This window comes from Nocardia sichangensis, from assembly GCF_047200615.1.
Classification (GTDB): Bacteria; Actinomycetota; Actinomycetes; order Mycobacteriales; family Mycobacteriaceae; genus Nocardia; species Nocardia sichangensis.
On the sequence record NZ_JBJZOK010000002.1, the window covers coordinates 337,463 to 360,765 of the forward strand.

At 69.1% G+C, this 23,303-nt stretch carries 26 protein-coding genes; 21 read left to right on the forward strand and 5 right to left on the reverse strand.

Features of this window, described 5'->3' with window-relative positions; all coding sequences use genetic code 11:
* Positions 1 to 8 precede the first annotated feature (8 nt).
* Both ACL03I_RS04125 and ACL03I_RS04130 read right to left on the reverse strand, forming a co-directional pair.
* A complete protein-coding gene (locus ACL03I_RS04125; RefSeq protein WP_412805160.1) occupies positions 9 to 1,475 on the reverse strand; it encodes a sensor histidine kinase in 1,467 nt (488 codons plus the stop codon).
* A complete protein-coding gene (locus ACL03I_RS04130) occupies positions 1,468 to 2,145 on the reverse strand; it encodes a response regulator transcription factor (protein WP_355070257.1) in 678 nt (225 codons plus the stop codon). The genes ACL03I_RS04125 and ACL03I_RS04130 overlap by 8 nt, the downstream gene beginning before the upstream one ends.
* 115 nt (positions 2,146 to 2,260) lie before the next feature.
* Between ACL03I_RS04130 and ACL03I_RS04135 the strand changes: the two genes are divergently transcribed.
* From ACL03I_RS04135 to ACL03I_RS04225, 19 genes are all read left to right on the forward strand, one after another.
* A complete protein-coding gene (locus ACL03I_RS04135; protein ID WP_412805161.1) occupies positions 2,261 to 2,635 on the forward strand; it encodes a PepSY domain-containing protein in 375 nt (124 codons plus the stop codon).
* 237 nt (positions 2,636 to 2,872) lie between these two features.
* On the forward strand, positions 2,873 to 3,247 hold the full coding sequence (locus ACL03I_RS04140; protein ID WP_355071017.1) for a hydrogenase maturation nickel metallochaperone HypA/HybF: 375 nt from the start codon (positions 2,873 to 2,875) through the stop codon (positions 3,245 to 3,247).
* The gene (hypB, locus tag ACL03I_RS04145) at positions 3,205 to 4,062 is read left to right on the forward strand and encodes a hydrogenase nickel incorporation protein HypB (protein WP_412805162.1); all 858 of its coding nucleotides are present in this window, start codon (positions 3,205 to 3,207) and stop codon (positions 4,060 to 4,062) included. Before ACL03I_RS04140 ends, hypB begins: the two co-directional genes overlap by 43 nt.
* Before the next feature lie 92 nt (positions 4,063 to 4,154).
* The gene (locus ACL03I_RS04150; RefSeq protein ID WP_355070263.1) at positions 4,155 to 5,210 is read left to right on the forward strand and encodes an NADH-quinone oxidoreductase subunit B family protein; all 1,056 of its coding nucleotides are present in this window, start codon (positions 4,155 to 4,157) and stop codon (positions 5,208 to 5,210) included.
* Between the two features lie 11 nt (positions 5,211 to 5,221).
* Positions 5,222 to 7,018, forward strand: a complete 1,797-nt coding sequence (locus ACL03I_RS04155) for a nickel-dependent hydrogenase large subunit (RefSeq protein ID WP_355070264.1) — start codon at positions 5,222 to 5,224, stop codon at positions 7,016 to 7,018.
* A 33-nt stretch (positions 7,019 to 7,051) separates the two neighbouring features.
* Complete coding sequence (locus ACL03I_RS04160) at positions 7,052 to 7,966, forward strand: NifU family protein (RefSeq protein WP_355071019.1); 915 nt, start codon at positions 7,052 to 7,054, stop codon at positions 7,964 to 7,966.
* Complete coding sequence (locus tag ACL03I_RS04165) at positions 7,963 to 8,598, forward strand: DUF5947 family protein (RefSeq protein ID WP_356961512.1); 636 nt, start codon at positions 7,963 to 7,965, stop codon at positions 8,596 to 8,598. Before ACL03I_RS04160 ends, ACL03I_RS04165 begins: the two co-directional genes overlap by 4 nt.
* On the forward strand, positions 8,595 to 9,242 hold the full coding sequence (locus tag ACL03I_RS04170; protein ID WP_355070268.1) for a DUF6084 family protein: 648 nt from the start codon (positions 8,595 to 8,597) through the stop codon (positions 9,240 to 9,242). Before ACL03I_RS04165 ends, ACL03I_RS04170 begins: the two co-directional genes overlap by 4 nt.
* Positions 9,239 to 10,567: a hypothetical protein gene (locus ACL03I_RS04175; RefSeq protein WP_355070270.1), complete on the forward strand. Its 1,329-nt coding sequence runs from the start codon at positions 9,239 to 9,241 to the stop codon at positions 10,565 to 10,567. The genes ACL03I_RS04170 and ACL03I_RS04175 overlap by 4 nt, the downstream gene beginning before the upstream one ends.
* 13 nt (positions 10,568 to 10,580) lie before the next feature.
* On the forward strand, positions 10,581 to 10,700 hold the full coding sequence (locus ACL03I_RS04180) for a DUF6893 family small protein (protein ID WP_379251242.1): 120 nt from the start codon (positions 10,581 to 10,583) through the stop codon (positions 10,698 to 10,700).
* A 22-nt stretch (positions 10,701 to 10,722) separates the two neighbouring features.
* Positions 10,723 to 11,040 carry a hypothetical protein gene (locus tag ACL03I_RS04185; protein WP_355070272.1) on the forward strand — a complete coding sequence of 106 codons (318 nt, stop codon included), beginning with the start codon at positions 10,723 to 10,725 and terminating at the stop codon, positions 11,038 to 11,040.
* A 13-nt stretch (positions 11,041 to 11,053) separates the two neighbouring features.
* On the forward strand, positions 11,054 to 11,554 hold the full coding sequence (locus ACL03I_RS04190; protein WP_412805163.1) for a hydrogenase maturation protease: 501 nt from the start codon (positions 11,054 to 11,056) through the stop codon (positions 11,552 to 11,554).
* Between the two features lie 3 nt (positions 11,555 to 11,557).
* Positions 11,558 to 11,800, forward strand: a complete 243-nt coding sequence (locus ACL03I_RS04195) for a HypC/HybG/HupF family hydrogenase formation chaperone (RefSeq protein WP_355070275.1) — start codon at positions 11,558 to 11,560, stop codon at positions 11,798 to 11,800.
* Positions 11,797 to 14,097: a carbamoyltransferase HypF gene (gene hypF, locus ACL03I_RS04200; protein WP_412805164.1), complete on the forward strand. Its 2,301-nt coding sequence runs from the start codon at positions 11,797 to 11,799 to the stop codon at positions 14,095 to 14,097. The genes ACL03I_RS04195 and hypF overlap by 4 nt, the downstream gene beginning before the upstream one ends.
* A gap of 16 nt (positions 14,098 to 14,113) precedes the next feature.
* Positions 14,114 to 14,440: a HypC/HybG/HupF family hydrogenase formation chaperone gene (locus tag ACL03I_RS04205; RefSeq protein ID WP_355070277.1), complete on the forward strand. Its 327-nt coding sequence runs from the start codon at positions 14,114 to 14,116 to the stop codon at positions 14,438 to 14,440.
* Positions 14,437 to 15,549 carry a hydrogenase formation protein HypD gene (hypD, locus tag ACL03I_RS04210; RefSeq protein ID WP_355070278.1) on the forward strand — a complete coding sequence of 371 codons (1,113 nt, stop codon included), beginning with the start codon at positions 14,437 to 14,439 and terminating at the stop codon, positions 15,547 to 15,549. The genes ACL03I_RS04205 and hypD overlap by 4 nt, the downstream gene beginning before the upstream one ends.
* Positions 15,542 to 16,615, forward strand: a complete 1,074-nt coding sequence (gene hypE, locus ACL03I_RS04215) for a hydrogenase expression/formation protein HypE (RefSeq protein WP_355070280.1) — start codon at positions 15,542 to 15,544, stop codon at positions 16,613 to 16,615. The genes hypD and hypE overlap by 8 nt, the downstream gene beginning before the upstream one ends.
* Before the next feature lie 87 nt (positions 16,616 to 16,702).
* Entirely contained in the window at positions 16,703 to 17,770 is a 1,068-nt protein-coding gene (nicT, locus tag ACL03I_RS04220; RefSeq protein WP_355071020.1) for a Nickel transporter NicT, read from the forward strand.
* Positions 17,770 to 18,516, forward strand: a complete 747-nt coding sequence (locus tag ACL03I_RS04225) for a DUF6390 family protein (protein WP_355070282.1) — start codon at positions 17,770 to 17,772, stop codon at positions 18,514 to 18,516. Before nicT ends, ACL03I_RS04225 begins: the two co-directional genes overlap by 1 nt.
* A 370-nt stretch (positions 18,517 to 18,886) precedes the next feature.
* On the opposite strand, the gene ACL03I_RS04230 is transcribed toward ACL03I_RS04225, so the two are convergent.
* Positions 18,887 to 19,060: a hypothetical protein gene (locus tag ACL03I_RS04230; protein ID WP_355070284.1), complete on the reverse strand. Its 174-nt coding sequence runs from the start codon at positions 19,058 to 19,060 to the stop codon at positions 18,887 to 18,889.
* A 111-nt stretch (positions 19,061 to 19,171) separates the two neighbouring features.
* Here ACL03I_RS04230 and ACL03I_RS04235 point away from each other — a divergent pair, with 111 nt between their 5' ends.
* Positions 19,172 to 19,681: a DUF2231 domain-containing protein gene (locus tag ACL03I_RS04235; protein ID WP_355070286.1), complete on the forward strand. Its 510-nt coding sequence runs from the start codon at positions 19,172 to 19,174 to the stop codon at positions 19,679 to 19,681.
* Positions 19,682 to 19,709: 28 nt separating this feature from the next.
* A complete protein-coding gene (locus ACL03I_RS04240; protein WP_355070288.1) occupies positions 19,710 to 20,150 on the forward strand; it encodes a hypothetical protein in 441 nt (146 codons plus the stop codon).
* Positions 20,151 to 20,206: 56 nt separating this feature from the next.
* On the opposite strand, the gene ACL03I_RS04245 is transcribed toward ACL03I_RS04240, so the two are convergent.
* Both ACL03I_RS04245 and lexA read right to left on the reverse strand, forming a co-directional pair.
* A complete protein-coding gene (locus ACL03I_RS04245; RefSeq protein WP_412805165.1) occupies positions 20,207 to 22,258 on the reverse strand; it encodes a glycosyltransferase family 39 protein in 2,052 nt (683 codons plus the stop codon).
* 125 nt (positions 22,259 to 22,383) lie between these two features.
* Positions 22,384 to 23,112 (reverse strand): transcriptional repressor LexA, encoded by a 729-nt coding sequence (lexA, locus tag ACL03I_RS04250; protein ID WP_379251220.1) that lies wholly within the window; start codon positions 23,110 to 23,112, stop codon positions 22,384 to 22,386.
* Between the last annotated feature and the right edge of the window lie 191 nt (positions 23,113 to 23,303).

Consider the following 23,303-nt stretch of genomic DNA (forward strand, 5'->3'; position numbering starts at 1 on the left):
GCGCCCGGCTACGTACCGGCTGCGGGCAGCGTGACCACGAAACGGGCACCGGGCGCGCCGTCGGTGACGTGAATGGTGCCGCCGTGGCGTTCCACGACGTCGCGGACGATGGCCAGGCCGAGGCCCGCGCCGCCCTCGTCGCGGCTGCGCGCGTCGTCCAGGCGGACGAATCGCTGGAAGATCCGGTCGCGGTCGGCGGGCGGCACACCCGGTCCGTCGTCGGTGACCGACAGCACCACTCGCTCGTCGGCGGCGTGGTCCACGGCGACGTCAACGGTGTTCGCGGCATGCCGCTGCGCGTTGTCGACCAGGTTGCCCAGGACGCGGGCGAGCTGGGTACGGCTTCCGGTGACCGCGACGAACTCCTTCGGTGTCGCGATCCGCACGGCCACCCGGTCCCGGACGCGGTGCTCCAACTCCTCCCGGACCAGCACGGTCAGGTCCACCCGATCCGAGCGCGGTTGCTCACCCGCGTCGAGCCGGGCCAGGAGCAAGAGGTCGGCCGCGAGATGTTCCAGCCGGATGGTGTCGCCGATCAGTCCGTCCACTTCCAGCAGTTCGGGGTGTGCCTGGGCCACCTCGAGCTGGGTGCGCAGGCTCGCGATGGGGCTGCGCAACTCGTGTGCGGCGTCGGCGATGAACCGGCGCTGGCGCTCCGTGGACTCCTCCAGCGCGGCGAGCGTGGCGTTGGTGGTGCTCGCCAGCCTGCCGATCTCGTCGCGAGATCCCGGCTCCGGCACGCGGCGGGAGAGATCGCCGTCCATGATCTCGGCGAGCTGCCTGCGAATCGCCTCCACCGGGCGCAGGGCGCGCCGGGTGACCAGCCAGGTCACCAGGGCGACCACGGCGAGCAGCGGGGGCAGGCCGATCAGCATCGCTTGCCGTGCGTCCGCCACCGCGCTGTCGGCGGTCGCCAGCGAGGAGCCCGCGTAGACGGTGGCGGGCTGTCCGCCCCGGATGGTCACCGCGAGGGCGGCGACCCGGAACGGATGCGGCCCGTCCTCGTCGTCCACCGTCAGCCGCACGTCGCCGAATTCGGCATCGGCCGCCGTGGGGTCCGTGGGTTGCGAAAGGCTTTCGCGGTCCGGCTTCTCGTCCTCGTCCTCTTCGTCGTCCTCATCGTCATCGTCATCGGAAGTCTTGGCGTACGGGCCGAACTCGGCCATGGGCGGTTTGCCCGCGAGGTCGTCGTCGGCCGCGAGCACGCGGCGGTCGAGCGAAACGACCTGCACCGGTTCGCTTTCGGCATCGGGAAGCCGCAGCCGGGCGAGATCCGTGCCCGTCGCGAGCTGCGTCTCCACGTCCTGCGCGGTGGACTCCGCCCGCATTTCGGCGCTGTGCACCAGGTTGTGCCGCAGCACGGTTAGCACCACGAGCCCGGCCGCGGTCAGCGCCACCGCGACCACGACCGTCGCCGCGACCGTGGTGCGCACGCGGACCGAGCGCCACCAGACCCGCGCGGCTCGCTCAGGCACGATCGGCCGTCAGCCGGTAGCCCGCGCCGCGAACGGTGGTGATCGATCGGCGCCCGAACGGCGCGTCGATCTTGCGGCGCAACGTGCTGATGTAGACCTCGACGATGTTCGGGTCGCCGTCATAGGCGAAATCCCAGACATGGTCCAGGATATCGGCTTTCGAAACCACCTCCCCGGCGCGGACGGCCAGGTGCTCGAGCACGGCGAACTCCTTGGCGGTCAGCGTCACGTCCTGCGTGCCGCGACGGCAGGTCCGGGTGCCCGGGTCCACGGTCAGATCACCGACGCGCAGCACACGGGCGCCGCCGCGGGTCCGGCGGCGCAACAGCGCACGGATGCGGGCCAGCAGCACCAGGTAGGAGAACGGCTTGCTGAGGTAGTCGTCCGCGCCGGTGTCCAGGCCCTCGGCCTCGTCGTATTCGCCGTCTTTCGCGGTGAGCATGAGCACGGGCGTCTCGTGGCCACCGGCGCGCAGCGCGGCGCAGACGCGGTAGCCGTTCATGCCGGGCAGCATGATGTCGAGGATGATCAAGTCGTAGTCGGTTGTCGTCGCCAGATGCAGGCCCTCGGCGCCGTCGTGCACCACATCCACGGCGAATCCCTCGGCAGACAACCCTTTTGCCAGCGTGCGAGCCAGACGTTTCTCGTCTTCGACGATCAGCAGACGCATCCCCCAAGAGTGGCAGACGGATCCTGAAACCGTCTTCAGGTGACTTCAGCTCGCCTTCAGCTCGGTTCGCCACAGTGAACGCATTCGAGATCATCACTCGCGCAGGAGGTTTCCCATGACAACCGTATTCCGCCGTGCTTACGCCGGCCTTCGCTGGCTGCTCGTCGGCACGGCCGTCGCGGCCGCCGTCGTCGGTCTGAGCGCGGTCCTGTCCGCGGTGGCCACCGGCGGTCCGGACGATCACACCGTCGCGTTCCGCTCGGTCGCGGCGGACCGGTCGCTGGCGGCCGATACCGGTATCAGCAGGCAGCAGGCCATCGACAAGGCCCTGGCGGCCGTGCCGGGCGGACAGGTCACGTCCATTCAGCTCGACACGGACCAGGGGGTCGCGGTGTGGGAGGTGGAGCTCACCACTCCCGCGGGCGTGGAGCACGACGTGACGATAGATGCCGACAGCGGCCAGGTCCGCGCCGTGGTCGACCCCGACTGACCGCGTCGGCGGACGCAGGTGTGACGGGTCGGTGCGGGGGTAAGCACGAGGTGTTTGCTGCCGGGCGGCAGGGATCCGGAGGGGGATTCCGGCCGTGGCTTCGCCGGTATCCGTGGTCCGTGGCCGACGTAACGCGTGACGCCCCGGAGACGCGTTCGCCGAGCATCGAAGATTTGCCCCGCGGGAGGTTTGCCCGGGAGTAGCCTCAAGTTGTCCACTCGAGGAATCGAGGTCCGGATGCACGAGATGGCCATCACGCGCGGCGTCATCGACGCCGTCTGTGAGCACGCGGCGGGCCGGCGGGTCCATTCCGTCACCGTCGAGGTCGGCGCGCTGTGCGCTGTGGTGCCCGATGCCATGCGGTTCTGTTTCGAAGTCGCGGCCGAGGCGACGGTCGCCGAGGGCGCGGACCTGGTCCTGGTGGAGATCCCGGGGGTGGCGGCATGCCGTACCTGTGGCGCCGAGTTCCGGCTGCCGGACCCGATCCTGCTGTGTCCCTGCGGCAGCGCCGATGTCGAGATCCGCTCCGGGCGCGAGCTGCGTATCCGATCCATGGAGGTGAGTGAGGCATGTGCGCAACCTGCGGGTGCGGCGACGACGCCGCCGCGCTGATTCGCGTCCCGCACGATCACCAGCACGCCGACGGGCACGATCACGCCCATGCGGACCATGAGCACACGCACGAGGACCACCATCCACACGAGCACGGCCCCGGCGCCGACCACGTCCACGTGCCCGCCACCGAGACGGTCACCTTGGAGCTGAAGGTCCTCGCCAAGAACGACGAACTCGCGCAGCGCAACCGGGACTGGCTGGCCGAGCGCGGCATCCTCGCGCTCAATATGACGAGTTCGCCGGGCGCGGGTAAGACCACGCTGCTGGAGCGCACCATCCGTGAGTCCGGCCAGGCCCCGATCGCGGTGATCGAAGGGGATCAGGCGACATTGCTCGATGCCGACCGGATCAAGGCGACGGGGTGCCGTGTGGTGCAGGTCAACACCGGCGCGGGATGCCACCTCGACGCGGAGATGATGTATCGCGCGCTGGAGACGCTCGACCCGGCGCCGGGCACGCTGCTGTTCGTCGAGAACGTCGGCAACCTGGTCTGCCCGGCGCTGTTCGATCTGGGGGAGCGGGAGAAGGTGGTCGTCATCTCGGTGACCGAGGGGACCGACAAACCGCTGAAGTATCCGCACATGTTCCAGGCGGCGGGGCTGGTTCTGGTGAACAAGACCGACCTGCTGCCGTATGTCGATTTCGATTTGGACCGATGCCGGGAATATATCCATTCGATACACCCCGGCGTCGAGGTCCTGCCGCTGTCCGTGAGCAGCGGAACAGGCCTGTCTACCTGGTACGACTGGCTGGCCGAGCAGCGTCGCGCGGCCGGTCCGGCGGCTCTTGAGGAAGCCGCCGGGCGCGCTTAAAGTGAAGTGATCAGGATCACATCTGCGGGTGACCCCTTCTTCGAGAAAGGCGAGATTCGGCCCCCGTGGTCCGCTGCGGAAGGTGGCGAGAAATGCCCACTCAGGAAGCAGTACGAGCCGAAGAGACGCTGATCCACGTTCTGTGGATCAACGCGGGACTCAGTTGTGACGGTGATTCGGTCGCCCTGACGGCGGCCACGCAGCCGAGCGTCGAAGAGATAGCACTCGGCGCGCTTCCCGGTCTGCCGAAGATCGCCGTGCATTGGCCGCTGATCGACTACGAGTGCGGCCCCAACGGCGGTGCGGACGACTTCCTGGAGTGGTTCTTCAAAGCCGACCGCGGGGAACTCGAACCGTTCGTGCTGGTGGTCGAGGGCTCGATTCCGAACGAGCAGATCAAAGAGGAGGGCTACTGGTGCGGGTTCGGCAACAATCCCGCCACCGGCCAGCCCATGACGACCAGTGAATGGCTCGACCGTCTCGCGCCGAAGGCCACGGCCATCGTGGCGGCGGGCACCTGCGCGACCTACGGTGGCATCCACGCCATGGCGGGCAACCCCACCGGCGCGATGGGCGTGCCGGACTATCTCGGCTGGGACTGGAAGAGCAAAGCGGGTATTCCGATCGTCTGTGTGCCGGGCTGCCCGATCCAGCCGGACAACTTGTCGGAGACGCTGACCTATCTGCTCTACATGGCGACCGGCCAGGCGCCCATGATTCCGCTCGACGACGCGTTGCGGCCCAAGTGGCTGTTCGGGGCGACGGTGCACGAGGGTTGCGACCGTGCGGGTTACTACGAGCAGGGTGAGTTCGCCACCGAGTACGGCTCGCCGAAATGCATTGTGAAGCTCGGCTGCTGGGGGCCCGTGGTCAAGTGCAACGTGCCCAAGCGTGGCTGGATGAACGGCTTGGGCGGCTGCCCGAACGTCGGCGGCATCTGCATCGGCTGCACCATGCCGGGATTCCCGGACAAGTTCATGCCGTTCATGGACGAACCACCGGGCGGAAAGCTCTCGTCCAGCGCATCGGGGCTCTACGGATCGGTGATCCGCAGCCTCCGTCACATCACCGGACGCACGGTCGACAAGGAGCCGCACTGGCGGCACCGCGGCCGGAAGCTGGAAACCGGCGCGACCCGCACCTGGTAGGAGGTTCTCTGATGACCCAGATCATTCCGGAGCCGTCGCACAAAACGATCGAGCCGGACCGCCTCGTCGAGATGGCGTGGGACCCGATCACTCGCATCGTCGGCAGCCTCGGCATCTACACCAAAATCGACTTCGAGAATCGGGAAGTGGTCGAGTGTCACAGCACCTCGTCCATCTTCCGCGGCTACTCGATCTTCATGAAGGGCAAGGACCCGCGCGACGCGCACTTCATCACCAGCCGCATCTGCGGCATCTGCGGCGACAACCACGCCACCTGTTCGTGCTACTGCCAGAACATGGCCTACGGCGTGCGCCCGCCGCACCTCGGCGAATGGATCGTCAACCTGGGCGAGGCCGCCGAGTACATGTTCGACCACAACATCTTCCAGGAGAACCTGGTCGGCGTCGACTACTGCGAGAAGATGGTCTCCGAGACCAACCCGGGCGTGCTGGCCAGGGCCGAGAACACCGAGGCGCCGCACGCGGGCGACCACGGGTATCGCACCATCGCCGACATCATGCGCGCGCTCAACCCGTTCACCGGTGAGTTCTACCGGGAGGCGTTGCAGGTCAGCCGGATCACGCGCGAGATGTTCTGCCTGATGGAAGGCAGGCACGTCCATCCGTCCACGCTGTATCCCGGTGGACCCGGCACGGTCGCGACGATCCAGTTGATGACCGACTACATGTCCCGGCTGATGCGCTACGTGGAGTTCATGAAGAAGGTCGTGCCGATGCACGACGATCTGTTCGACTTCTTCTACGAGGCGCTGCCGGGCTACGAGAAGGTCGGCCTGCGGCGCACGCTGTTGGGTTGCTGGGGCTCGTTCCAGGACCCGGAGTTCTGCAATTTCGAGTACAAGGACATGGCGGACTGGGGCCGCAAGATGTACGTGACCCCCGGCGTCGTGGTCGACGGCAAACTGCTGACCACCTCCCTGGTCGACATCAACTTGGGACTGCGGATCCTGCTGGGCAGTTCGTACTACGAGGACTGGACCGATCAGGAGATGTTCGTCAAGACCGATCCGCTGGGCAACCCGGTGGACCGCCGCCATCCCTGGAACCAGCACACCAACCCCCGGCCGCAGAAACGCGACCTGGACGAGAAGTACAGCTGGGTCATGTCGCCGCGGTGGTTCGACGGCACCGATCACCTCCCCCTGGACACCGGCGGCGGCCCGCTGGCCCGGCTGTGGTCGACGGCGCTGGCCAACCTCATCGACATCGGCTACGTGAAGGCCACCGGGCACAGCGTGCAGATCAATCTGCCCAAGACCGCGCTCAAGGGGCCGGTCACGCTGGAGTGGAAGGTGCCGGTGCACGGCAGCAACACCCTCGAGCGCAACCGCGCGCGCACCTATTTCCAGGCGTACGCGGCGGCCTGCGCGCTGCACTTCGCGGAGAAGGCGATGGCGGAGATCCGGGCCGGCCACACCAAGACCTGGGAGAAGTTCGAGGTGCCGGAAGAAAGCATCGGCTGCGGCTTCACCGAGGCGGTGCGCGGCGTGCTGTCGCATCACATGGTGATCCGGGACGGCAAGATCGCGAACTACCACCCGTACCCGCCGACGCCGTGGAACGCCAGCCCGCGCGACAGCTTCGGCACGCCGGGTCCCTACGAGGACGCGGTGCAGGGCCAGCCGATCTTCGAGGAGAACGACCGCGAGCACTTCAAGGGCATCGACGTCATGCGCACCGTGCGCAGCTTCGATCCGTGCCTGCCGTGTGGCGTGCACATGTATCTAGGCAAGGGCAAGACGCTGGAGAAGCTGCATTCACCGACGCAGACGCTCACTCCCGAGTGAGTCCGCGTCGGGCGAAACGACCCGGAGGTGACGGTGGAGGATCGCCCGGACGACCGGGACGACGCGACGCTCGACGACTCCCGGTGGCGCGAAGCCGGTGATCGCATCGAGACCTTGCTGGAAGCGAGTTCGGCGGGCGGTGCGCTCGCCCGCGAACGCGCGGAGCAACTCGTGCGCGAACTGGTCGAACTCTACGGCGCGGCGCTGACCCGCGTGGTCGAGCTGCTCGACGACGCGGCGGTCGAGCGGTTGACCCGCGACGATCTGGTCGCGAGCCTGCTGCTCGTGCACGGGTTGCATCCGCACGATGTGACCACCCGCGTAGGGAACGCGCTGGACAGCGTGCGTCCGTATCTCGGTTCCCACGGCGGCGACGTCCACCTGGTCGACATCGTCGACGGCGTGGTGCGCTTGGAACTGGCGGGTAGTTGCAAGAGCTGTCCGTCCTCGTCGGTGACGCTCGAACTGGCCGTCGAGGACGCGGTGCGGGCGGCCGCGCCGGAGATCGAGTCCATCGAAGTGGTCGCCGCGCAGACCGAGTCGGCGGGGGTGATCTCCGCCGACTCGCTGTTCTCGCGCGTGCGCGCGGACGGCGCGCGGTCCGGCAACTGGGTCGCGGTCCCCGAACTGGCCGATCTCGACGCGGGCGAGGTGGGCGGCTTCGACGTCGCCGGGCTGACGGTGCTCGCCTGCCGGGTGGGAACGGAGCTGTACGCCTATCGCGACCACTGCCCCGGATGCGACCGATCGCTCGCGGGTGCGGCGCTCGAGCGGCGCGTGGGGTTCCCGGCCGGTGACGCGGTGCTGCGGTGCCCGACCTGCCGGGCGCACTACGACGTGGTGCACGCGGGCGCCCGGGTCGACGGTGACGGTCACCTCGAACCGCTCCCCGTGCTCGTGCGCTCCGGCGAACTGTCGGTGGCGGTGCCGGTGGAGGTCCACGGGTGAGCACACCGTTTCGCGCGCTTCAGCGGATCGCCGCCGATCGCGGGCCCGCCCCCCGGCCCGGCGAGCGGTGCGAGATGTGCGCGGAGCCGATCGCCGACCGGCACCAGCACGTGGTGAACGTCGAAGGCAGGCAGCTGATGTGCGTATGCCGCGGCTGCTACTTGCTGTTCGTCGACCAGAACGCGGAGCTGCGGTATCGCGCGGTGCCGGACCGGTATCTCACGTTCCCGGATTTCACGATCAGCCGGGCCGAATGGGACGCACTGGACATCCCCGTGAATCTGGCGTTCTTCTTCCGCAATTCCGCACTGGACCGGACGGTGGCGTTCTATCCAGGGCCCGCCGGCGCTACGGAGTCGGAATTACCTCTGGAGCAATGGAATTCGATCATTCACCGGCATCCCGAGCTGGACGTGCTCGCCCCGGACGTGGAAGCGCTGCTCATCCGGGTGCCCGACCGCCGCACCGAGCGGGCGGCTTGCCTGCTGCTACCGATCGACGCCTGCTACGAGTTCGTCGGCCGGATGCGGCTGCTGTGGCACGGATTCGACGGCGGCCAGGACGTGCACCGATACCTGGAGGAGTTCTTCGCCGAGGCGTCGGCGCGCGCGAAAACCGGCGGTGCGGCATGAGCCCGGTGTACTCGACGACGTTCGCCGTGCTCGAGATCAAACCCGAGCCGTACGCCGTCGCGCCGATCCTCTCCGCGCGCGTCGGCATCGCCGCGCTCGCGGAGGAGCCCGTGCACGCCATCGCCCTGCGCGCGCAGGTGCGCATCGAGCCGTTCCGCCGCGGCTACTCCGACGAGGAGGCCGCAGGGCTGGTCGATCTGTTCGGCCCGCGCGAACGGTGGCACGAGACCCAGCGCTCGTTTCTCTGGATGCACTGCGCCACCATGGTTCCGAGTTTCACCGGCGGCGCCCAAGTGGACCTGCCGATGCCGTGCACCTACGACTTCGAGGTGACCGGATCGAAGTACCTGCACGCGTTGCGCGAGGGTGTGGTTCCGCTGCTGTTCCTGTTCAGCGGGACGGTCTTCATCCGAGGCACGACCGGATTCGCCATCCAGCAGATTCCATGGGACCGCGAGGACAAGTTCGAGATGCCCGTGTCGGTGTGGCAGGGCCTGATGGACGCGTACTTCCCGAATACCGGGTGGGTGCGGCTGCACAACGACACGCTCCGGGCGCTGGCCACCTACAAATCCAGCCACGGCCTGCACGGCTTCGACGACGCGGTGACCCACCTGCTGACCAGCACCGAGGAGACGCCGTGACGACCGCCGAAGCTCGTGCCCGCGCCCGCGCCGTGGCCGACGCGGTGCTCTACGAGGGCTACCTGCTGTACCCCTACCGGGCCGACGCGCGCAAGAACCAGTCGCGCTGGCAGTTCGGCGTGCTGGGGCCGCACGGGGCCGCCGCGGCGGGACTCGGCGAGGAGTCGACGCTGTCGGCGCAGTGCCTGATCGACCCGGGCGAGAATCCCGAACTCACCCTCACCGTGCGGTTCCTCCAGCTCCAGCGCCGCCAAGTGGTGGACGGGGACGGTACGCCTGTCGCCGAGGTGACCGACGGCGCGCGGTCGTGGCTGTCCTGGGACGAGGCGGTCGAGCAGGAGATCACCGTCGGCCCGGTCCCGCCCGCCCGCGCGATCCTGCCGCTGGACATCCCGGGCGGCTCCGACGCCGAGCAGATCGCCACCGCGGCCGTCTCCGCGCCGGGCACGTTCGTGCGGACCCGGCTGCCGCTGACGGGTGAGCTGGAACTCGCCGCCGACCGGGACGACGGCTTCCTACGGCTCACGGTCGTCCTGCGCAACGTGGGCGCACCCGCGACCGACAAGCGCGACGCCATCGCCCGCTCGCTGATCGGCGCGCACATCATCGCGGAGATCACCGGCGGACAGTTCGTCTCCCTGCTGGAACCGCCGCCCGACGCCACCGCCGTGGCCGCCCGCTGCGATCGGTACCGGTGTTTCCCGGTGCTCGCGGGGCCGCCCGGCGACTACAGCGTGCTGCTCATCTCGCCGATCATCCTCTACGACCACCCGGAGATCGCGGAGCAGAGCGAAGGAGCGCTGTTCGACTCCACCGAGATCGACGAGATCCTCACGCTGCGCATACTCACCATGACCGATGCGGAGAAGGCGAGCGCCCGAGCCACCGACCCGCGCGCGGCGGAGATCATCGACCGCTGCGAGGCCATGTCGCCCGACGCGATGCGGCAGTTGCACGGGGTACTGCGCGACCCGCACGCCGAGGGGCCCGGGTTGATCCCGGAGATTCCCGAGGGCGTCGATTGGTGGGACCCGCTGGCCGACAGCGCCGTTCGCCCGGACTTGGACGCTGTGCCGGTCGCGGGGGCGCTGGTGCGCAAGGGCAGCCGCGTCCGGCTGCATCCGGCGCGCCGGGCCGACGCCCAGGATCTGTTCTTCGACGGGCAGTGCGCCCGGGTCGTCTCGGTTCACGAGGACGTGGACGGACAGGCGCACGTCGGGGTGGTGCTGGACGCCGATCCGGCGGCCGAGCTGCACGAATGGTACGGGCGCTACCTGTATTTCGCGCCCGACGAACTGGAGCCGCTCGACGGCACCGAGGAATGAAAGGAAGTCCGCTATGGAAACCGTGGGAGTGGTCTCGACGACCGTCGTCGCCGTGCTGGTGGCGGCGGGAGTGTATCTCGGCGTGCGGTCGCTCCCGGATCTGCGGCGATATCTGAAGATCCGGCACATGTAGCGGGGCACCGGAAAGGAGCATCATGGGTGAGCATCGCGAAGAGCCGCAATCGGCACGTGGCGCGCCGGGTTCGCGCGACGCGGGCACGGGCGTCGCGGCCGGAGGCCCGGCGGACCGGGAACCGGGCCACATCGGTCACGAGGAGATGACCTCCGCGCATCCGGAAGACGCCAAGAAGGGCACCGAGTTCACCTCGGAAGCCCCGACCGGCACCGAAGCGGCGGCACCTCCGTACGACGAGCGCAAGGACACCGCCAACGCCCCCGCGGAGACGGCGACCGGAAAGGTCGACGACGCGCGAGTGGGCGGCGCGACGACACCCACCGAGAAAGAGGGGTGACTCGACGGCCGCGGTGCTGATCGCCGGGATCGGCAACATCTTCCTCGGCGACGACGGATTCGGACCCGAGGTGGTGCGCAGACTGCCGCACCACCCCGACCCCGGTGTGCGCGCGGTGGACTACGGCATCCGCGGCATGCACCTCGCCTACGACCTGCTCGACCCCTGGGCGGCGCTGCTGCTGATCGACGCGCTGCCCGACCGCGGCGCGCCCGGCCGGGTCGAGGTGTTCGGCGCCGAGCCGGAGGACACCGGCGCCCAGCTCGACGCCCACGCGATGAGCCCGCACGCCGTCTTCGCCGGGGTACGCGCGCTGGGCGGCGTGTTGCCGCCCACGGTGGTGATCGGCTGCCAGGTCGCCTGCGTGGAGGAGGGCATCGGCCTGTCCGCGCCGGTCGCGGCGGCGGTGCCGGAGGCGGTCGCCGCCGTCGGCGAGGTGCTCGCCGCGTTCCTACCCGCCGGGACATCCGATGGCTCCCCGCTTCCGCGGGCCACAGCGCGACAGGAGGACTGACCGATGTGTCTGGGCATCCCGGGACAGGTGCTGGCGATCCCTGACGGCTACCACGATCAGATCGCCTTGGTCGACGTCTCCGGCGAGCAGCGGAAGGTGAACATCGGGCTGCTCGACGACGATCCGGCCCGGCCGGGTGACTGGGTGATCATCCACATGGGCTTCGCGGTGGAGAAGACCGACGCGGCGGGAGCCGAGGCGGCGCTGCAAGGGCTGCGTCTGCTGCAACGCGGGGACCAGTCATGAACACTGTGCGGCTGCGGCGGCGTCTGCTGGTGCGCGGTGTGGTCCAAGGCGTCGGATTCCGGCCGTTCGTCTACACCACCGCCGCCGAACTGGCTCTGTCCGGCAGCGTGAGCAACAACAGCAACGGCGTGATCGTCGAGATCGAGGGAGCGGCCAGAGATCTGGACGAGTTCGCCCGGCGGCTGCGCCTGCGACCGCCGCCGCTGGCGGTGATCGAGTCGGTCGAGCAGGCCGACATCCCGGCGCGCGGCGGCACCGGATTCCACATCGCGGGCACCACGCGCGAGGGCGGCGGTCGCACGCTCGCCTCACCCGATGTCGCGATCTGCGCCGATTGCGAACGCGAGTTGCGCGATCCGCGCGATCGCCGTTATCGCCATCCGTTCGTCAATTGCACCAACTGCGGTCCGCGTTTCACCATCATCGCGAGCCTGCCCTACGACCGCGAGCGCACATCGATGGCCGACTTCGCCATGTGCGAGCGGTGCGCACGGGAATACGCCGATCCCGCCGATCGGCGCTTCCACGCGCAGCCGATCGCCTGCCCCGACTGCGGCCCCACGCTCGCCTATACGGGACCGGGAGCCGGTACGCCGCTGGCGGCCGCGCGGCAACTGCTGCGCGCGGGCGGAATCCTGGCGGTCAAAGGCATCGGCGGATACCACCTCGCCTGTGACGCCACGAACGAGGCCGCCGTCGCGGAACTGCGGCGTCGCAAACGCCGTGGTGACAAACCTTTCGCCGTCATGGTCCCGGATCTGGCCACGGCACGAGCCATCGTCGCCGTCGACGACGCCGCCGAGACGCTGCTGACCAGCCCGGCTCGCCCCATCGTGTTGCTCGCTCGCAGATCCTCGCCCGAGGAGCCCCCTTCGAATGACGGCCCGGCGGTCTCGCCATCGGTGGCGCCCGGCAATCCAGACCTGGGCGTGATGCTCGCCTACACCCCGCTGCACCTGCTGCTGTTCGGTCTGCCCGGCGATCCGCCCGGCCCGCAGGTGCTCGTGATGACCTCGGGCAATCTCGGCGGCGAGCCGATCTGCTACCAGGACGACGACGCACGCACCCGCCTGGCCGGGCTCGCCGACGGCTGGCTGTCGCACAACCGGCGCATCCTGGTGCCCTGCGACGACTCGGTGGTGCGCTCGCTCGACGGCCGCGAACTGCCGGTCCGGCGCTCGCGCGGCTACGCGCCGCTGCCGCTGTTGCTGCCGGTGCCGCTGCCGCCGACGCTGGCCGTCGGCGCGGACCTCAAGAACACCTGCGCGATGGCCGACGGCCGCTACGCCTGGTTGAGCCAGCACATCGGCGACATGGACGACCTGGCGACGCTGCGCTCCTTCGACGCCGCGCAGCGCCACCTCGGAGAACTCACCGGCGTCCGTCCCGCGCAGCTGGTCGCCGACGCGCACCCCGGCTACCGCTCCACCGCCTGGGCGCGCAGGCACGCGGGCGAGCGAGCCGTCTACACCGTCCAGCACCATCACGCGCACATCGCCGCCGTCATGGGCGAGCACGGGCTCGGCGCGACCGAGCAGGTGGTCGGCATCGCCTTCGACGGCACCGGGTACGGACCGGACGCGGCGGTGTGGGGCGGTGAGGTGCTGCTGGCGGGCTACAAGGGCTACCGGCGTCTGGCGCACCTGAAGTACGTGCCGCTCGCGGGCGGCGATCTCGCCGTGCGCAGGCCCTACCGCATGGCGCTGGCTCATCTGCGCGCGGCCGGGATCGACTGGTCCGAGGACATCCCCGCGGTCGCGGCGTGTCCGCCCGCCGAGCGTTCGGTGCTGGCCCACCAGTTCCGGACCGGACTGGGCTGCGCGCCCACGTCCAGCATGGGCCGGTTGTTCGACGCGGTGTCCTCGCTGTGCGGCGTGCGGCACGTCGTCGACTACGAAGCCCAAGCGGCGATCGAATTGGAAGGACTCTCGCGCGCGGGGGCGGAAGGCGACGCCGCCTACCGATTCCCGCTCGCGGACGGCGATCCCGCCGGGATCGATGCCGCGCCGGTGATCGCGGACGTGGTCGCCGACGTTCGCGCGGGCGCGCCCCCGCGGGTGGTGGGCGCGCGCTTCCACGCCGCCGTCGCTCGGTTGGTGCTCGACCTCGCGGCGCGTTACGCCGCCCCGGGGACGGTCGTCGCCCTGTCCGGCGGCGTGTTCCAGAACGCCCTGCTGCTCGCGCGATCGTGTGCGCTGCTGCGCGACAACGGGTTCACCGTGATCACCCACCACAGACTGCCGCCCAACGACGGCGGCCTCGCGTTCGGGCAACTCCTCGCGTGCAGCGAGGGATGAGCGAAGGAGAGCAACGATGTGTCTTGCGGTACCAGGCAAAGTGCTCAGCCTGCACGAGCGGGACGGCACGCTGATGTCGGTCGTCGACTTCGGCGGCGTGCACAAGGACGTGTGCCTGCAATACATCCCGGACGCGGCGGTCGGCGATTACGTCGTGGTCCACGTCGGTTTCGCGATCCAGCGTCTGGACGAGGAGTCCGCGCTGCGGACCCTGGCCGAGTTCGAGCACCTCGGCGTACTGAACGAGGAATTCGGCGACGGTTTCGCCATCGCCGCGAAGCAGGCGGGCCTGGACAATCCCGCCGCCGAGCCGTCCCGCGAGGAACCGGAGGCGAAGTCATGAAATATCTCGACGAGTTCAGCAACCCCGAGCTGGCCCGGCACCTGCTCGATGGGATCCGCGCCGCGACCAGCCGCCGCTGGGCGATCATGGAAGTTTGTGGCGGACAGACACATTCGATCATCCGTCACGGCATAGACCAACTGCTGCCCGACCAGATCGAGATGATCCACGGCCCCGGCTGCCCGGTCTGCGTCACCCCGTTGGAGGTGATCGACAAGGCGCTGGAGATCGCCGCGCGACCGGGCGTGATCTTCTGTTCGTTCGGTGACATGCTGCGCGTGCCGGGCAGTTCCAAGGACCTGTTCCGGGTGAAGAGCGAGGGCGGTGACGTCCGTGTGGTGTACTCGCCGCTGGACGCGCTGAACCTGGCCAAGGAGAATCCCGACCGCGAGGTGGTGTTCTTCGGCATCGGATTCGAGACCACGGCTCCGGCCAACGCCATGACGGTCTACCAGGCGAAGCGGCTGGGGATCAGGAACTTCTCGCTGCTGGTGTCGCACGTGCTGGTCCCGCCCGCCATCGCCGCCATCATGGAGTCGCCGACCTGTCGGGTGCAGGGGTTCCTCGCCGCCGGGCACGTCTGCACCGTGATGGGCACCGACGAGTACCCGCCGCTGGCCGAGCAGTACCGAGTGCCGATGGTGGTCACCGGATTCGAACCGCTGGACATCCTGGAGGGTATCCGCCGCACCGTGCTGCAACTGGAGTCCGGCAGGCACGAACTGGAGAACGCCTACCCGCGCGCGGTGTCCGCTGCGGGCAATCCCGCGGCGAAAGCCATGCTGCAGGACGTCTTCGAGGTCACCGACCGGGGCTGGCGCGGCATCGGCGTCATCCCGCGCAGCGGCTGGCGGCTGTCGGAGCGCTATCGCGAGTTCGACGCCGAGCACCGCTTCGCCGTGGGCGACCTGCACACCGAAGAATCGACCATCTGCCGCTCCGGCGAGGTGCTGCAAGGGCTGATCAAGCCGAACGAGTGCGCCGCTTTCGGCAAGCAGTGCACGCCGCGGAATCCTCTGGGCGCCACCATGGTGTCCTCCGAAGGCGCGTGCGCCGCCTACTACCTGTACCGGCGCTTGGATCTGCCCGCGGAGGTGGCCCATGCGTGAAAAAGGCGCCGCGCCCGTGACGATCGATGAGGGCTGGGTCTGCCCGATGCCGCTGCGGGATTCGCCGAACATCGTCATGGGCCACGGCGGCGGCGGCGCGATGTCCGGCGAGCTGATCGAGCATCTGTTCCTGCCCGCGTTCGGCTCCGCCGCGAACGCGGACCTGACCGATTCCGCGGTCGTCACGCTCGACGGCGCGCGGCTGGCCTTCTCCACCGATTCGTTCGTGGTGAAGCCGCTCGTCTTCCCGGGCGGCACCATCGGTGAGCTCGCGGTCAACGGCACGGTGAACGATCTGGCCATGTCCGGTGCGCGTCCGATGGTGCTGTCCACCGCGTTCATCCTGGAGGAGGGCACCGCGCTGGCCGACATCGCACGCATCGCGCAGGCGGTCGGGACCGCCGCGCTGGCAGCCGAAGTCCAGCTGGTCACCGGGGACACCAAGGTGGTCGACGCCGGGCACGGTGACGGGATCTACATCAACACCGCGGGCATCGGCGTGGTGCCCGCCGAGGTGGACATCCGGCCGCAACGCGCGACCCCGGGCGACGTCGTGCTGGTCAGCGGCGAGATCGGGGTGCACGGTGTCGCGGTGCTCAGTTGCCGCGAGGGTCTGGAGTTCGGTACCACCGTGCTCAGCGACACCGCGCCGCTGCACGGTCTGGTCGCGGCGATGCTGGCCACCGGCGCCGACGTGCACGTGCTGCGCGACCCCACCCGCGGCGGCGTCGCGGCCTCGCTCAACGAGATCGCCCGTGCCGCGAAAGTCGGCGTGGCCCTGGACGAGCGGCAGCTTCCCGTGCCGGACGGCGTGCGCGACGCGTGCGGGCTGCTCGGCCTGGACCCGATGTACGTGGCCAACGAGGGCAAGCTGCTGGCGTTCGTCGCGCCCGAGGACGCCGAACGCGTGCTGGCGGCGATGCGGGAGCACCCACTGGGCGCGCAGGCCGCCGTGATCGGCCGATGCGTCGCCGAGCATCCCGGCATGGTGGTCGCCCGCACGGCACTCGGGGGTACGCGGGTGGTGGATCTGCCCGCGGGCGAGCAGCTGCCGCGGATCTGCTGACAGGGGACCGGTATCGGCCCTGAGCCAGAAGGCGAGGTGTGGATCATCGTTCGGATCGCCGAGACGCCTGCGGCGTCGCGTGCCCCGCTGGACGGACGGCAGCGGCGCGGCGTCGCGGGGATGGCGTCGGTCGTGGTCGTCCTGCACGTTCTCGGGTGGTCGGCGCTGCTGCTGCTCGTTGTCCCCGGTGGATACGTGGTGGACGGTGCGGTGTTCGGCGTCGGCCTCGGCGTCACCGCCTACACGCTCGGCATGCGGCACGCGTTCGACGCCGATCACATCGCCGCGATCGACAACACCACCCGCAAACTGGTCGCGGACGGGCGCAAGCCGCTGTCGGTCGGATTCTGGTTCTCCCTCGGGCACTCCACCATCGTGTTCGTCCTCGTCGCGCTGCTGGCATTCGGCGTCAAGGCGCTGGCGGGCAACCTGCGCGACGAGAACTCCGGGTTGCAACGCTGGACCGGCCTCTTCGGCACCGGCATCTCCGGCACTTTCCTGCTCGCCATCGGGGCGTTGAACCTGGTCTCGCTGATCGGCATCTGGCGGGTGTTCCGTTCGATGCGCCGTGGGAGCTACGACGAGGCCGCCTTGCGGCAGCGGCTGCACGACCGCGGCGCGTTGCAGCGGGTGACCGGGCCGCTGACCCGGGCGGTGCGCGCGCCGTGGCAGATGTACCTCGTCGGGCTGCTGTTCGGCCTCGGCTTCGACACCGTCACCGAGGTGAGCTTGCTGGTGATCGCGGGCGGCGCGGCGGCGACCGACCTGCCGTGGTACGCGATCCTCGTGCTGCCCGTGCTCTTCTCGGCGGGCATGACGCTGTTCGACGCGCTGGACGGCGCGTTCATGAACTACGCATACGGATGGGCGTTCGCCGGACCGCTGCGCACCGTCTACTACAACATCGTCGTCACCGGTCTGTCGGTGGCCGTGGCGCTGCTGATCGGCGCGCAGGAGATGATCTCCTTGCTGGCCGACGAATTCGGCATCGCCGACGGACCGCTGGCGTGGGTCGGCGGGCTGGATCTGGGCGCCATGGGCTTCGTGATCGCCGGACTGTTCCTGCTCACCTGGGCGGTCGCCGTCGGAGTGTGGCGATTCGGCCGGATCGAGCAGCGGTGGTCCCCGGGCCGGGCGGGCGGAGGGCCGTGCTGATGGCGGGCAGCGGAGCGGAGATGTTCGCCCGGTACGCCTACGCGCCCAATCGGCTGGGCTACTGCGGGCCGCCCGACGCGGCCGCCCTGCGCGACGGCTCGGACGAGCAGGTGCGGGCGGTGGCGCGCCGGTTCACCGGAGCGTGGCCGTACCTGCGCGTGATGGCGCGCATGACCGGTATAGCGGACCCGCTGGACCGCAGGCTCGTCGAGGCGTACTGGCTGGGCGGCGGCGTCGGCGCGGAACTGGATGCCCGCGAGTTCACCGCCGAACTGCTGGATCTGCTCGGCCCGGTCGCGGGCGGGTACTGGACGTACCTGACGCCACGGCTGGCCGAGGAGGCGGCCGCCAACCACTGCTTCCACGTCTTCGGTGTGTACCCCTGGTCGCGGCTGCTCGGACACGGCAACGAACAGCCCCTGCACGTGCTCGACAACTGCCGGATCGGCTGGGGAACGGTGCTCGACCGCGCCGGCGGCGAGGTCGTGTTGGGCTGCCGTGCGCTGAGCTGGGACGGCGAACGTCTCGCGTTGTCGGCGGAGACGGCGCGGTCGGTGCCGATCCGGGTGGACGGGTACGCGGCGCTGCCGGATGTCGCGGTAGGGGAGCGGGTCGCGGTGCACTGGGGGCGGCTGTGCGGGCGCTTGGACGACGCCCAGGTGAGTGCTCTGGAGGTGGGCACGGTGCGTCAATTGGAGCTCACCAACCGACGACTCGCCGCACAAGGGAATTCCGCGATCAGCTGACGAGCACGTGAGTTGCCGGTCGTCCACACCCGACACCGAGGCGGGCTGCTTGCTTACAGCGCCGATATGTCGCGGCGGTTGCCGATGAGAAAGTTTCGATTCCCCGTCAATCGTGGCGAACTCGACGGTTCGCGAATTCGGCAGATCCGCGAGGCGTGTTTGGCTCACCTAGGTGCGCGTATCCTGTATATAGCTGTCGAGCCCGACCTCGGGGAGCGACACGTGTATTTCACCGATAGTCGTCCGGCGAAACTCCGAACCGTTCCCGGATGATTCATCCGGTGTGTCGGCGCGTCCTCCCGCCATCGTGCCCGACGGGCTGATCCGCATTTCGGATCTCACCCGAAGGGAGGTGAACTACAGTGTTGGATCAGATGATGGGGATGATTCGCGACATGTGGAACAACATGTTCCCGGGCATGCCGATGCCGATGCTTCCGATGATGTAGTAGCCGTCCCACAAGCCGGAAAACCGCAGTTGTGCAAGCGTCCGACAATTCTGCGTCGAGGCGATGGGTGCGGCTTTTCCGAACGAGGTGTGCAATTTCCGTACGGTGGTACATCCACTTTGTGGCCTACCGTATCCGATGCGATATTCCCGTCCCCGTGGCCGGTCGGCGCATGCGAAGGCGATCGACCTCGATGGAGGTGCGCCATGACCGAGGATCCGCAGCAGGCGAAGCGGCCGGTGAGCGCCGCGCTGGCCGGCCCGTACGGGCACCCATTCCATCCGATCCTGGTCACCGTCCCGATCGGCGCATGGGTCGCCAGTCTGGTGTTCGACCTCGCGTCCCGAGTGGTGGACGATCCGGAGTTCCTGGTCAAGGGGTCGTCGTGGCTGATCGCGATCGGCGTGCTCGGCGCCTTGGCCGCCGCGTCGATCGGGTTCCTCGACCTGCTCGCCATCCCGACGGGTACGCCCGCCTTCCGCACCGGCCTGCTGCACATGACCCTCAATCTGCTGGTCACCGTCGCCTACGCGGTCGGTTTCGTCTGGCGGCGGGGCGCCGACACCACACGCGCGGTTCCGGCAGGGCCGCTGGCGCTGTCGGTGGCGGCCCTGGTGGCATTGGCGATGTCGGGGTATCTCGGGGGCAAGCTCGCCTACCGGTACGGCGTACGTGTCGCCGACGAGGCAACCCAGGCGAGCGGCTTCAAGCGCTGAATCCCTTCCCAACGTCAGGAGGCACACCATGGGCATCGCCGCATTGATCTTCTGGCTGCTCACCGCGGGCGGCGGTTTCTTCCTGCTCGGCACCTGGATCGCCAAGGGCGGCACGCGTCAGCCGAATTCGACCCAGCTGCCCGCGCCGGTATTGTTCGGGCACTTCCTGCTCGCCGTGGCCGGACTGATCGTGTGGATCGTGTACCTCGTCGTCGACAACACGGCGTGGGCCTGGATCGCCTTCGTGCTGCTGATTCCGGTCGCCCTACTCGGATTCACGATGTTGGTGCGCTGGATTCCCACCTATCGAGAGCGATCGGCCGCGGGAACGGTCGAACGCCGCTCCGCCGCGGGAACGGCCGAACCGCCCGAAAAGCACTTTCCCGTTGCCGTCGTCGCGGCGCACGGCGTTTTCGCCGTGACGACCGTCGTGCTGGTGTTCCTGACCGCGCTCGGCGTCGGCAGCTGACCTCTCGTCCCAGACGAGAGCCACCGGTGGGTGGCCGCGACGGCGGGAGTCCCCAGTCATTTCGCGCAGGCCGCGGGCGGCGAGGGTTGTGTACTGTCGCAGGCCGGGGCGGTGAGGTCGTAGACCGCGACGTTGCCGATGTGTACCGCGCTGTAGTGCGCCGACACCCACTCGGCGATGTCTTTGTGCCCGGCCGGCCGCCACCATCCGTTGTCCGGGGCGTCGCTCCGGCCGGCCCCTGCGGGCTGGTCGCGCACCCGCCACGAATCGGGCAGCCGCACCTCCTGCGCGAGGTAGTACGTCACCTGATGGGTGCGCACCATGGTCTGGAACTCGTCGAGGGTGGGCACCGGATCGTCGGAAGTGAAGCCGCCGATCGCGACTACCGAGGTGTGAGTGGCGAGTTCCAGCGACGCGGCGACCGAGGACCGGTCCACTGCGGCCGACCAGGGGGTGGAGGTGTCGCGCAACAGCGTGGCGAGTTGGGGTTCGACCTCACCGTCGAGGAACGCGGTCACCTCGCGGCGCATGTCGCTCGACGGATCCGCCGTCGTGGGCCGTGCCGGGCCCACAGTAGGACTGCCGCCCGTGTGCGCCTGCGGCAGAGTGGCCGCGGCGTATGCCGTCGATCCGCCGATCCCGGCGAGCACGCCCACGGCGACGAGCACCGATACGGCTCTGGCTCGCACCCGTCGCGCCCCGGCCGGGAAGGCGGCGGCGACCAGTCCCAGCGCCACCGCCAGCGAGATCGCCACGAGCGTCCAGCGCAGCGGCGGCAGCCACCCGGGATTGCGATTCAGCAGGACGAAAGCCCACAGTCCCGACGTCAGCACCAGTGCGGCGGCGCCGACACGACCGAACGCCTCCGACCGGCGCCGCCACACCTCGGCCACCCCGATGGCGAACATCCCGGCCACGGCCGGACCGATCGCCAACGTGTAGTAGGCGTGCATACCGCCGCGCATCACGGTGAACGCGACGCCGTCGACGACCAGCCACAGCCCGAACGCCAGCGCGGCCGCACGAACCGGGTCCGTTCGTGGCATACCCCGACGGGAGACGAGCACCAGTGCGAAGGCGAGCAGGGCGGCCGGAAGCAGCCAGGAGATCTCGAAACCGATCTCACCGGTGAACAGGCGAGCCGGGCCTGGTCCGCTGAAACCGCCGAACCCGCCGCCGGTGTGCCCGGCGGAGGTAGGCATCTCGTACCCCGGAGGCAGCGCGAATCTGTTGCCGCCGTGGTGGTTCTGTCCCAGGAAGCGAGCGAACCCGTTGTAGCCCAGCACCAGATCCATGAACGTGTTGTCCGTCGAGCCTGCCAGGTACGGCCGCGCCGTGGCGGGCCACAGCACCGTCAGCAGCACATACCAGCCGGACGAGACGACCAGTGCCGCCGCGGCGGCCGACAAGTGCAGCAACCGGTTCCGCACCGAGGTCGGCGCGACGATCAGATAGGTGAGCGCCAAGGCGGGCAACACCATGAGACCTTCGAGCATCTTCGCCAGGAACGCGAACCCGAGCGCGACGCCCGCCAGCATCAGCCAGCGCGCGCTCGCCTGCCGCGCCGACCGAAGCGTGCAGTACGCGCCCGTGGTCATCAGCAGCACCATCACGGCATCCGGATTGTTGAACCGGAACATCAACGCCACCACCGGCGTTGCCGCCAGCGCGGCTCCGGCGAGCAGACCGGCGGCCCGGCTGGTCGTCGCCCCGGCGACCATCGCGTACATCAATGCCACCGCGGCGACAGCCATCAGCGCCTGTGGCACCAGCATGCTCGCGCTGCCGAATCCGAACAGCTGCCCCGAAACACCCATCACCCATTGCGACACCGGCGGCTTGTCCACCGTGATGAAGTTGCCCGGGTCGAGAGAACCGAACAGCACCGCTTTCCAGTCCCGCGCACCCGACCAGGCCGCCGCGGCGTAGAAGCCGTTGCCCATGCCGTTGACCGTGATGTGCCACAAGTACGCGGCCGCGGTCCCGAGCAGCAATGCCGCCAGCCCTGCGCGCTCCCATAGCCGCGCGGGCGGTAATCCCCCCGGCTCGGGACGGGTGGCAATCGGATTCGCATCGGGCAGGGCGGCCTCGGCGGGGATCGCTGTCACCGCAGGAGTCTCGCAAGCGTCCTGGTGAATCTCCTGCGCGCATCCTGGCAATCAGCTGTGAGTACCGGACGTCCACCGGCCGACGAGCATTCGGCCCGCCGACGGTGGATCGTTGCGCCGGGCCGTCAGATCTTGCGGATGACCGTGACGACCTTGCCCAGAATTTGGGCGTCGTTGCCGGGGATCGGCTCGAAGACCGGGTTGTGCGGCATCAGCCAGACGTCCTTGCCGGTGCGCTTGAAGGTCTTCACCGTGGCCTCACCGTCGATCATCGCGGCGACGATGTCGCCGTTCTCGGCGACGTTCTGCTGCCGCACGACCACCCAGTCGCCGTCGCAGATCGCCGCGTCGATCATGGATTGACCGACGACCTTCAGCAGGAACAGCGAACCGTCGCCGACCAGCTCGCGCGGCAGCGGGAAGACGTCCTCCACGGCCTGCTCGGCCAGGATCGGGCCACCGGCGGCGATGCGGCCGAGCACTGGAACGAAGGTGGGGACGGGACGGTCGACGTCGACGGTGATCTCACCGTCGTCGACCGCGGCGACCGGCAAGCTGGTCACCGACCGGACCACTTCGTCCAGGCCCCTGACGTCCACGGCACGCGGGCGATTCGGGTCCCGGCGCAGGTAGCCCTTGCGTTCCAGGGCGCGCAGCTGATGGGCGACCGACGAGGTGGACGTGAGGCCGACGGCGTCACCGATCTCCCGGATGCTCGGCGGGTAGCCGCGCTCGCTCACCGAGGTGCGGATCACCTCGAGCACTTTGCGCTGACGCACGGTGAGATCCGCCCCGCTACCCGCCGCGTCGGCGCCGCTCTCGGTCTCGTCACCCGTGTCGTCCGTCTGCCTCACCGCAACCGCCCTTTCCTGCTGTGCCAGACCGGTCCGCGCCCGGCATGTGTCTTCTCGGCCTGTCGTGTCTTCGGTCCTTCGAATCTAGTCCGGTAGCGCCGCTGGATCAAACATCTGTTCGACGCATGTCGGGTGTTCTTGCTGACTTTGTCGTCGCGGCGTGGTAGAAATCGAACACCAGTTCTTCGAAC

Excerpts from the sequence above, each read along its gene's own strand:
- ACL03I_RS04170 (WP_355070268.1), top strand. The coding sequence starts at position 8,595 with ATGAGCCCGGTGTACTCGACGACGTTCGCCGTGCTCGAGATCAAACCC.
- ACL03I_RS04140 (WP_355071017.1), top strand. The coding sequence starts at position 2,873 with ATGCACGAGATGGCCATCACGCGCGGCGTCATCGACGCCGTCTGTGAG.
- ACL03I_RS04150 (WP_355070263.1), top strand. The coding sequence starts at position 4,155 with ATGCCCACTCAGGAAGCAGTACGAGCCGAAGAGACGCTGATCCACGTT.
- ACL03I_RS04225 (WP_355070282.1), top strand. The coding sequence starts at position 17,770 with ATGGCGGGCAGCGGAGCGGAGATGTTCGCCCGGTACGCCTACGCGCCC.
- hypF (WP_412805164.1), top strand. The coding sequence starts at position 11,797 with ATGAACACTGTGCGGCTGCGGCGGCGTCTGCTGGTGCGCGGTGTGGTC.
- ACL03I_RS04135 (WP_412805161.1), top strand. The coding sequence starts at position 2,261 with ATGACAACCGTATTCCGCCGTGCTTACGCCGGCCTTCGCTGGCTGCTC.
- ACL03I_RS04205 (WP_355070277.1), top strand. The coding sequence starts at position 14,114 with ATGTGTCTTGCGGTACCAGGCAAAGTGCTCAGCCTGCACGAGCGGGAC.
- ACL03I_RS04185 (WP_355070272.1), top strand. The coding sequence starts at position 10,723 with ATGGGTGAGCATCGCGAAGAGCCGCAATCGGCACGTGGCGCGCCGGGT.
- ACL03I_RS04195 (WP_355070275.1), top strand. The coding sequence starts at position 11,558 with ATGTGTCTGGGCATCCCGGGACAGGTGCTGGCGATCCCTGACGGCTAC.
- hypB (WP_412805162.1), top strand. The coding sequence starts at position 3,205 with ATGTGCGCAACCTGCGGGTGCGGCGACGACGCCGCCGCGCTGATTCGC.
- ACL03I_RS04155 (WP_355070264.1), top strand. The coding sequence starts at position 5,222 with ATGACCCAGATCATTCCGGAGCCGTCGCACAAAACGATCGAGCCGGAC.
- ACL03I_RS04235 (WP_355070286.1), top strand. The coding sequence starts at position 19,172 with ATGACCGAGGATCCGCAGCAGGCGAAGCGGCCGGTGAGCGCCGCGCTG.
- ACL03I_RS04130 (WP_355070257.1), bottom strand. The coding sequence starts at position 2,145 with ATGCGTCTGCTGATCGTCGAAGACGAGAAACGTCTGGCTCGCACGCTG.
- hypD (WP_355070278.1), top strand. The coding sequence starts at position 14,437 with ATGAAATATCTCGACGAGTTCAGCAACCCCGAGCTGGCCCGGCACCTG.
- ACL03I_RS04180 (WP_379251242.1), top strand. The coding sequence starts at position 10,581 with ATGGAAACCGTGGGAGTGGTCTCGACGACCGTCGTCGCCGTGCTGGTG.
- hypE (WP_355070280.1), top strand. The coding sequence starts at position 15,542 with ATGCGTGAAAAAGGCGCCGCGCCCGTGACGATCGATGAGGGCTGGGTC.
- ACL03I_RS04240 (WP_355070288.1), top strand. The coding sequence starts at position 19,710 with ATGGGCATCGCCGCATTGATCTTCTGGCTGCTCACCGCGGGCGGCGGT.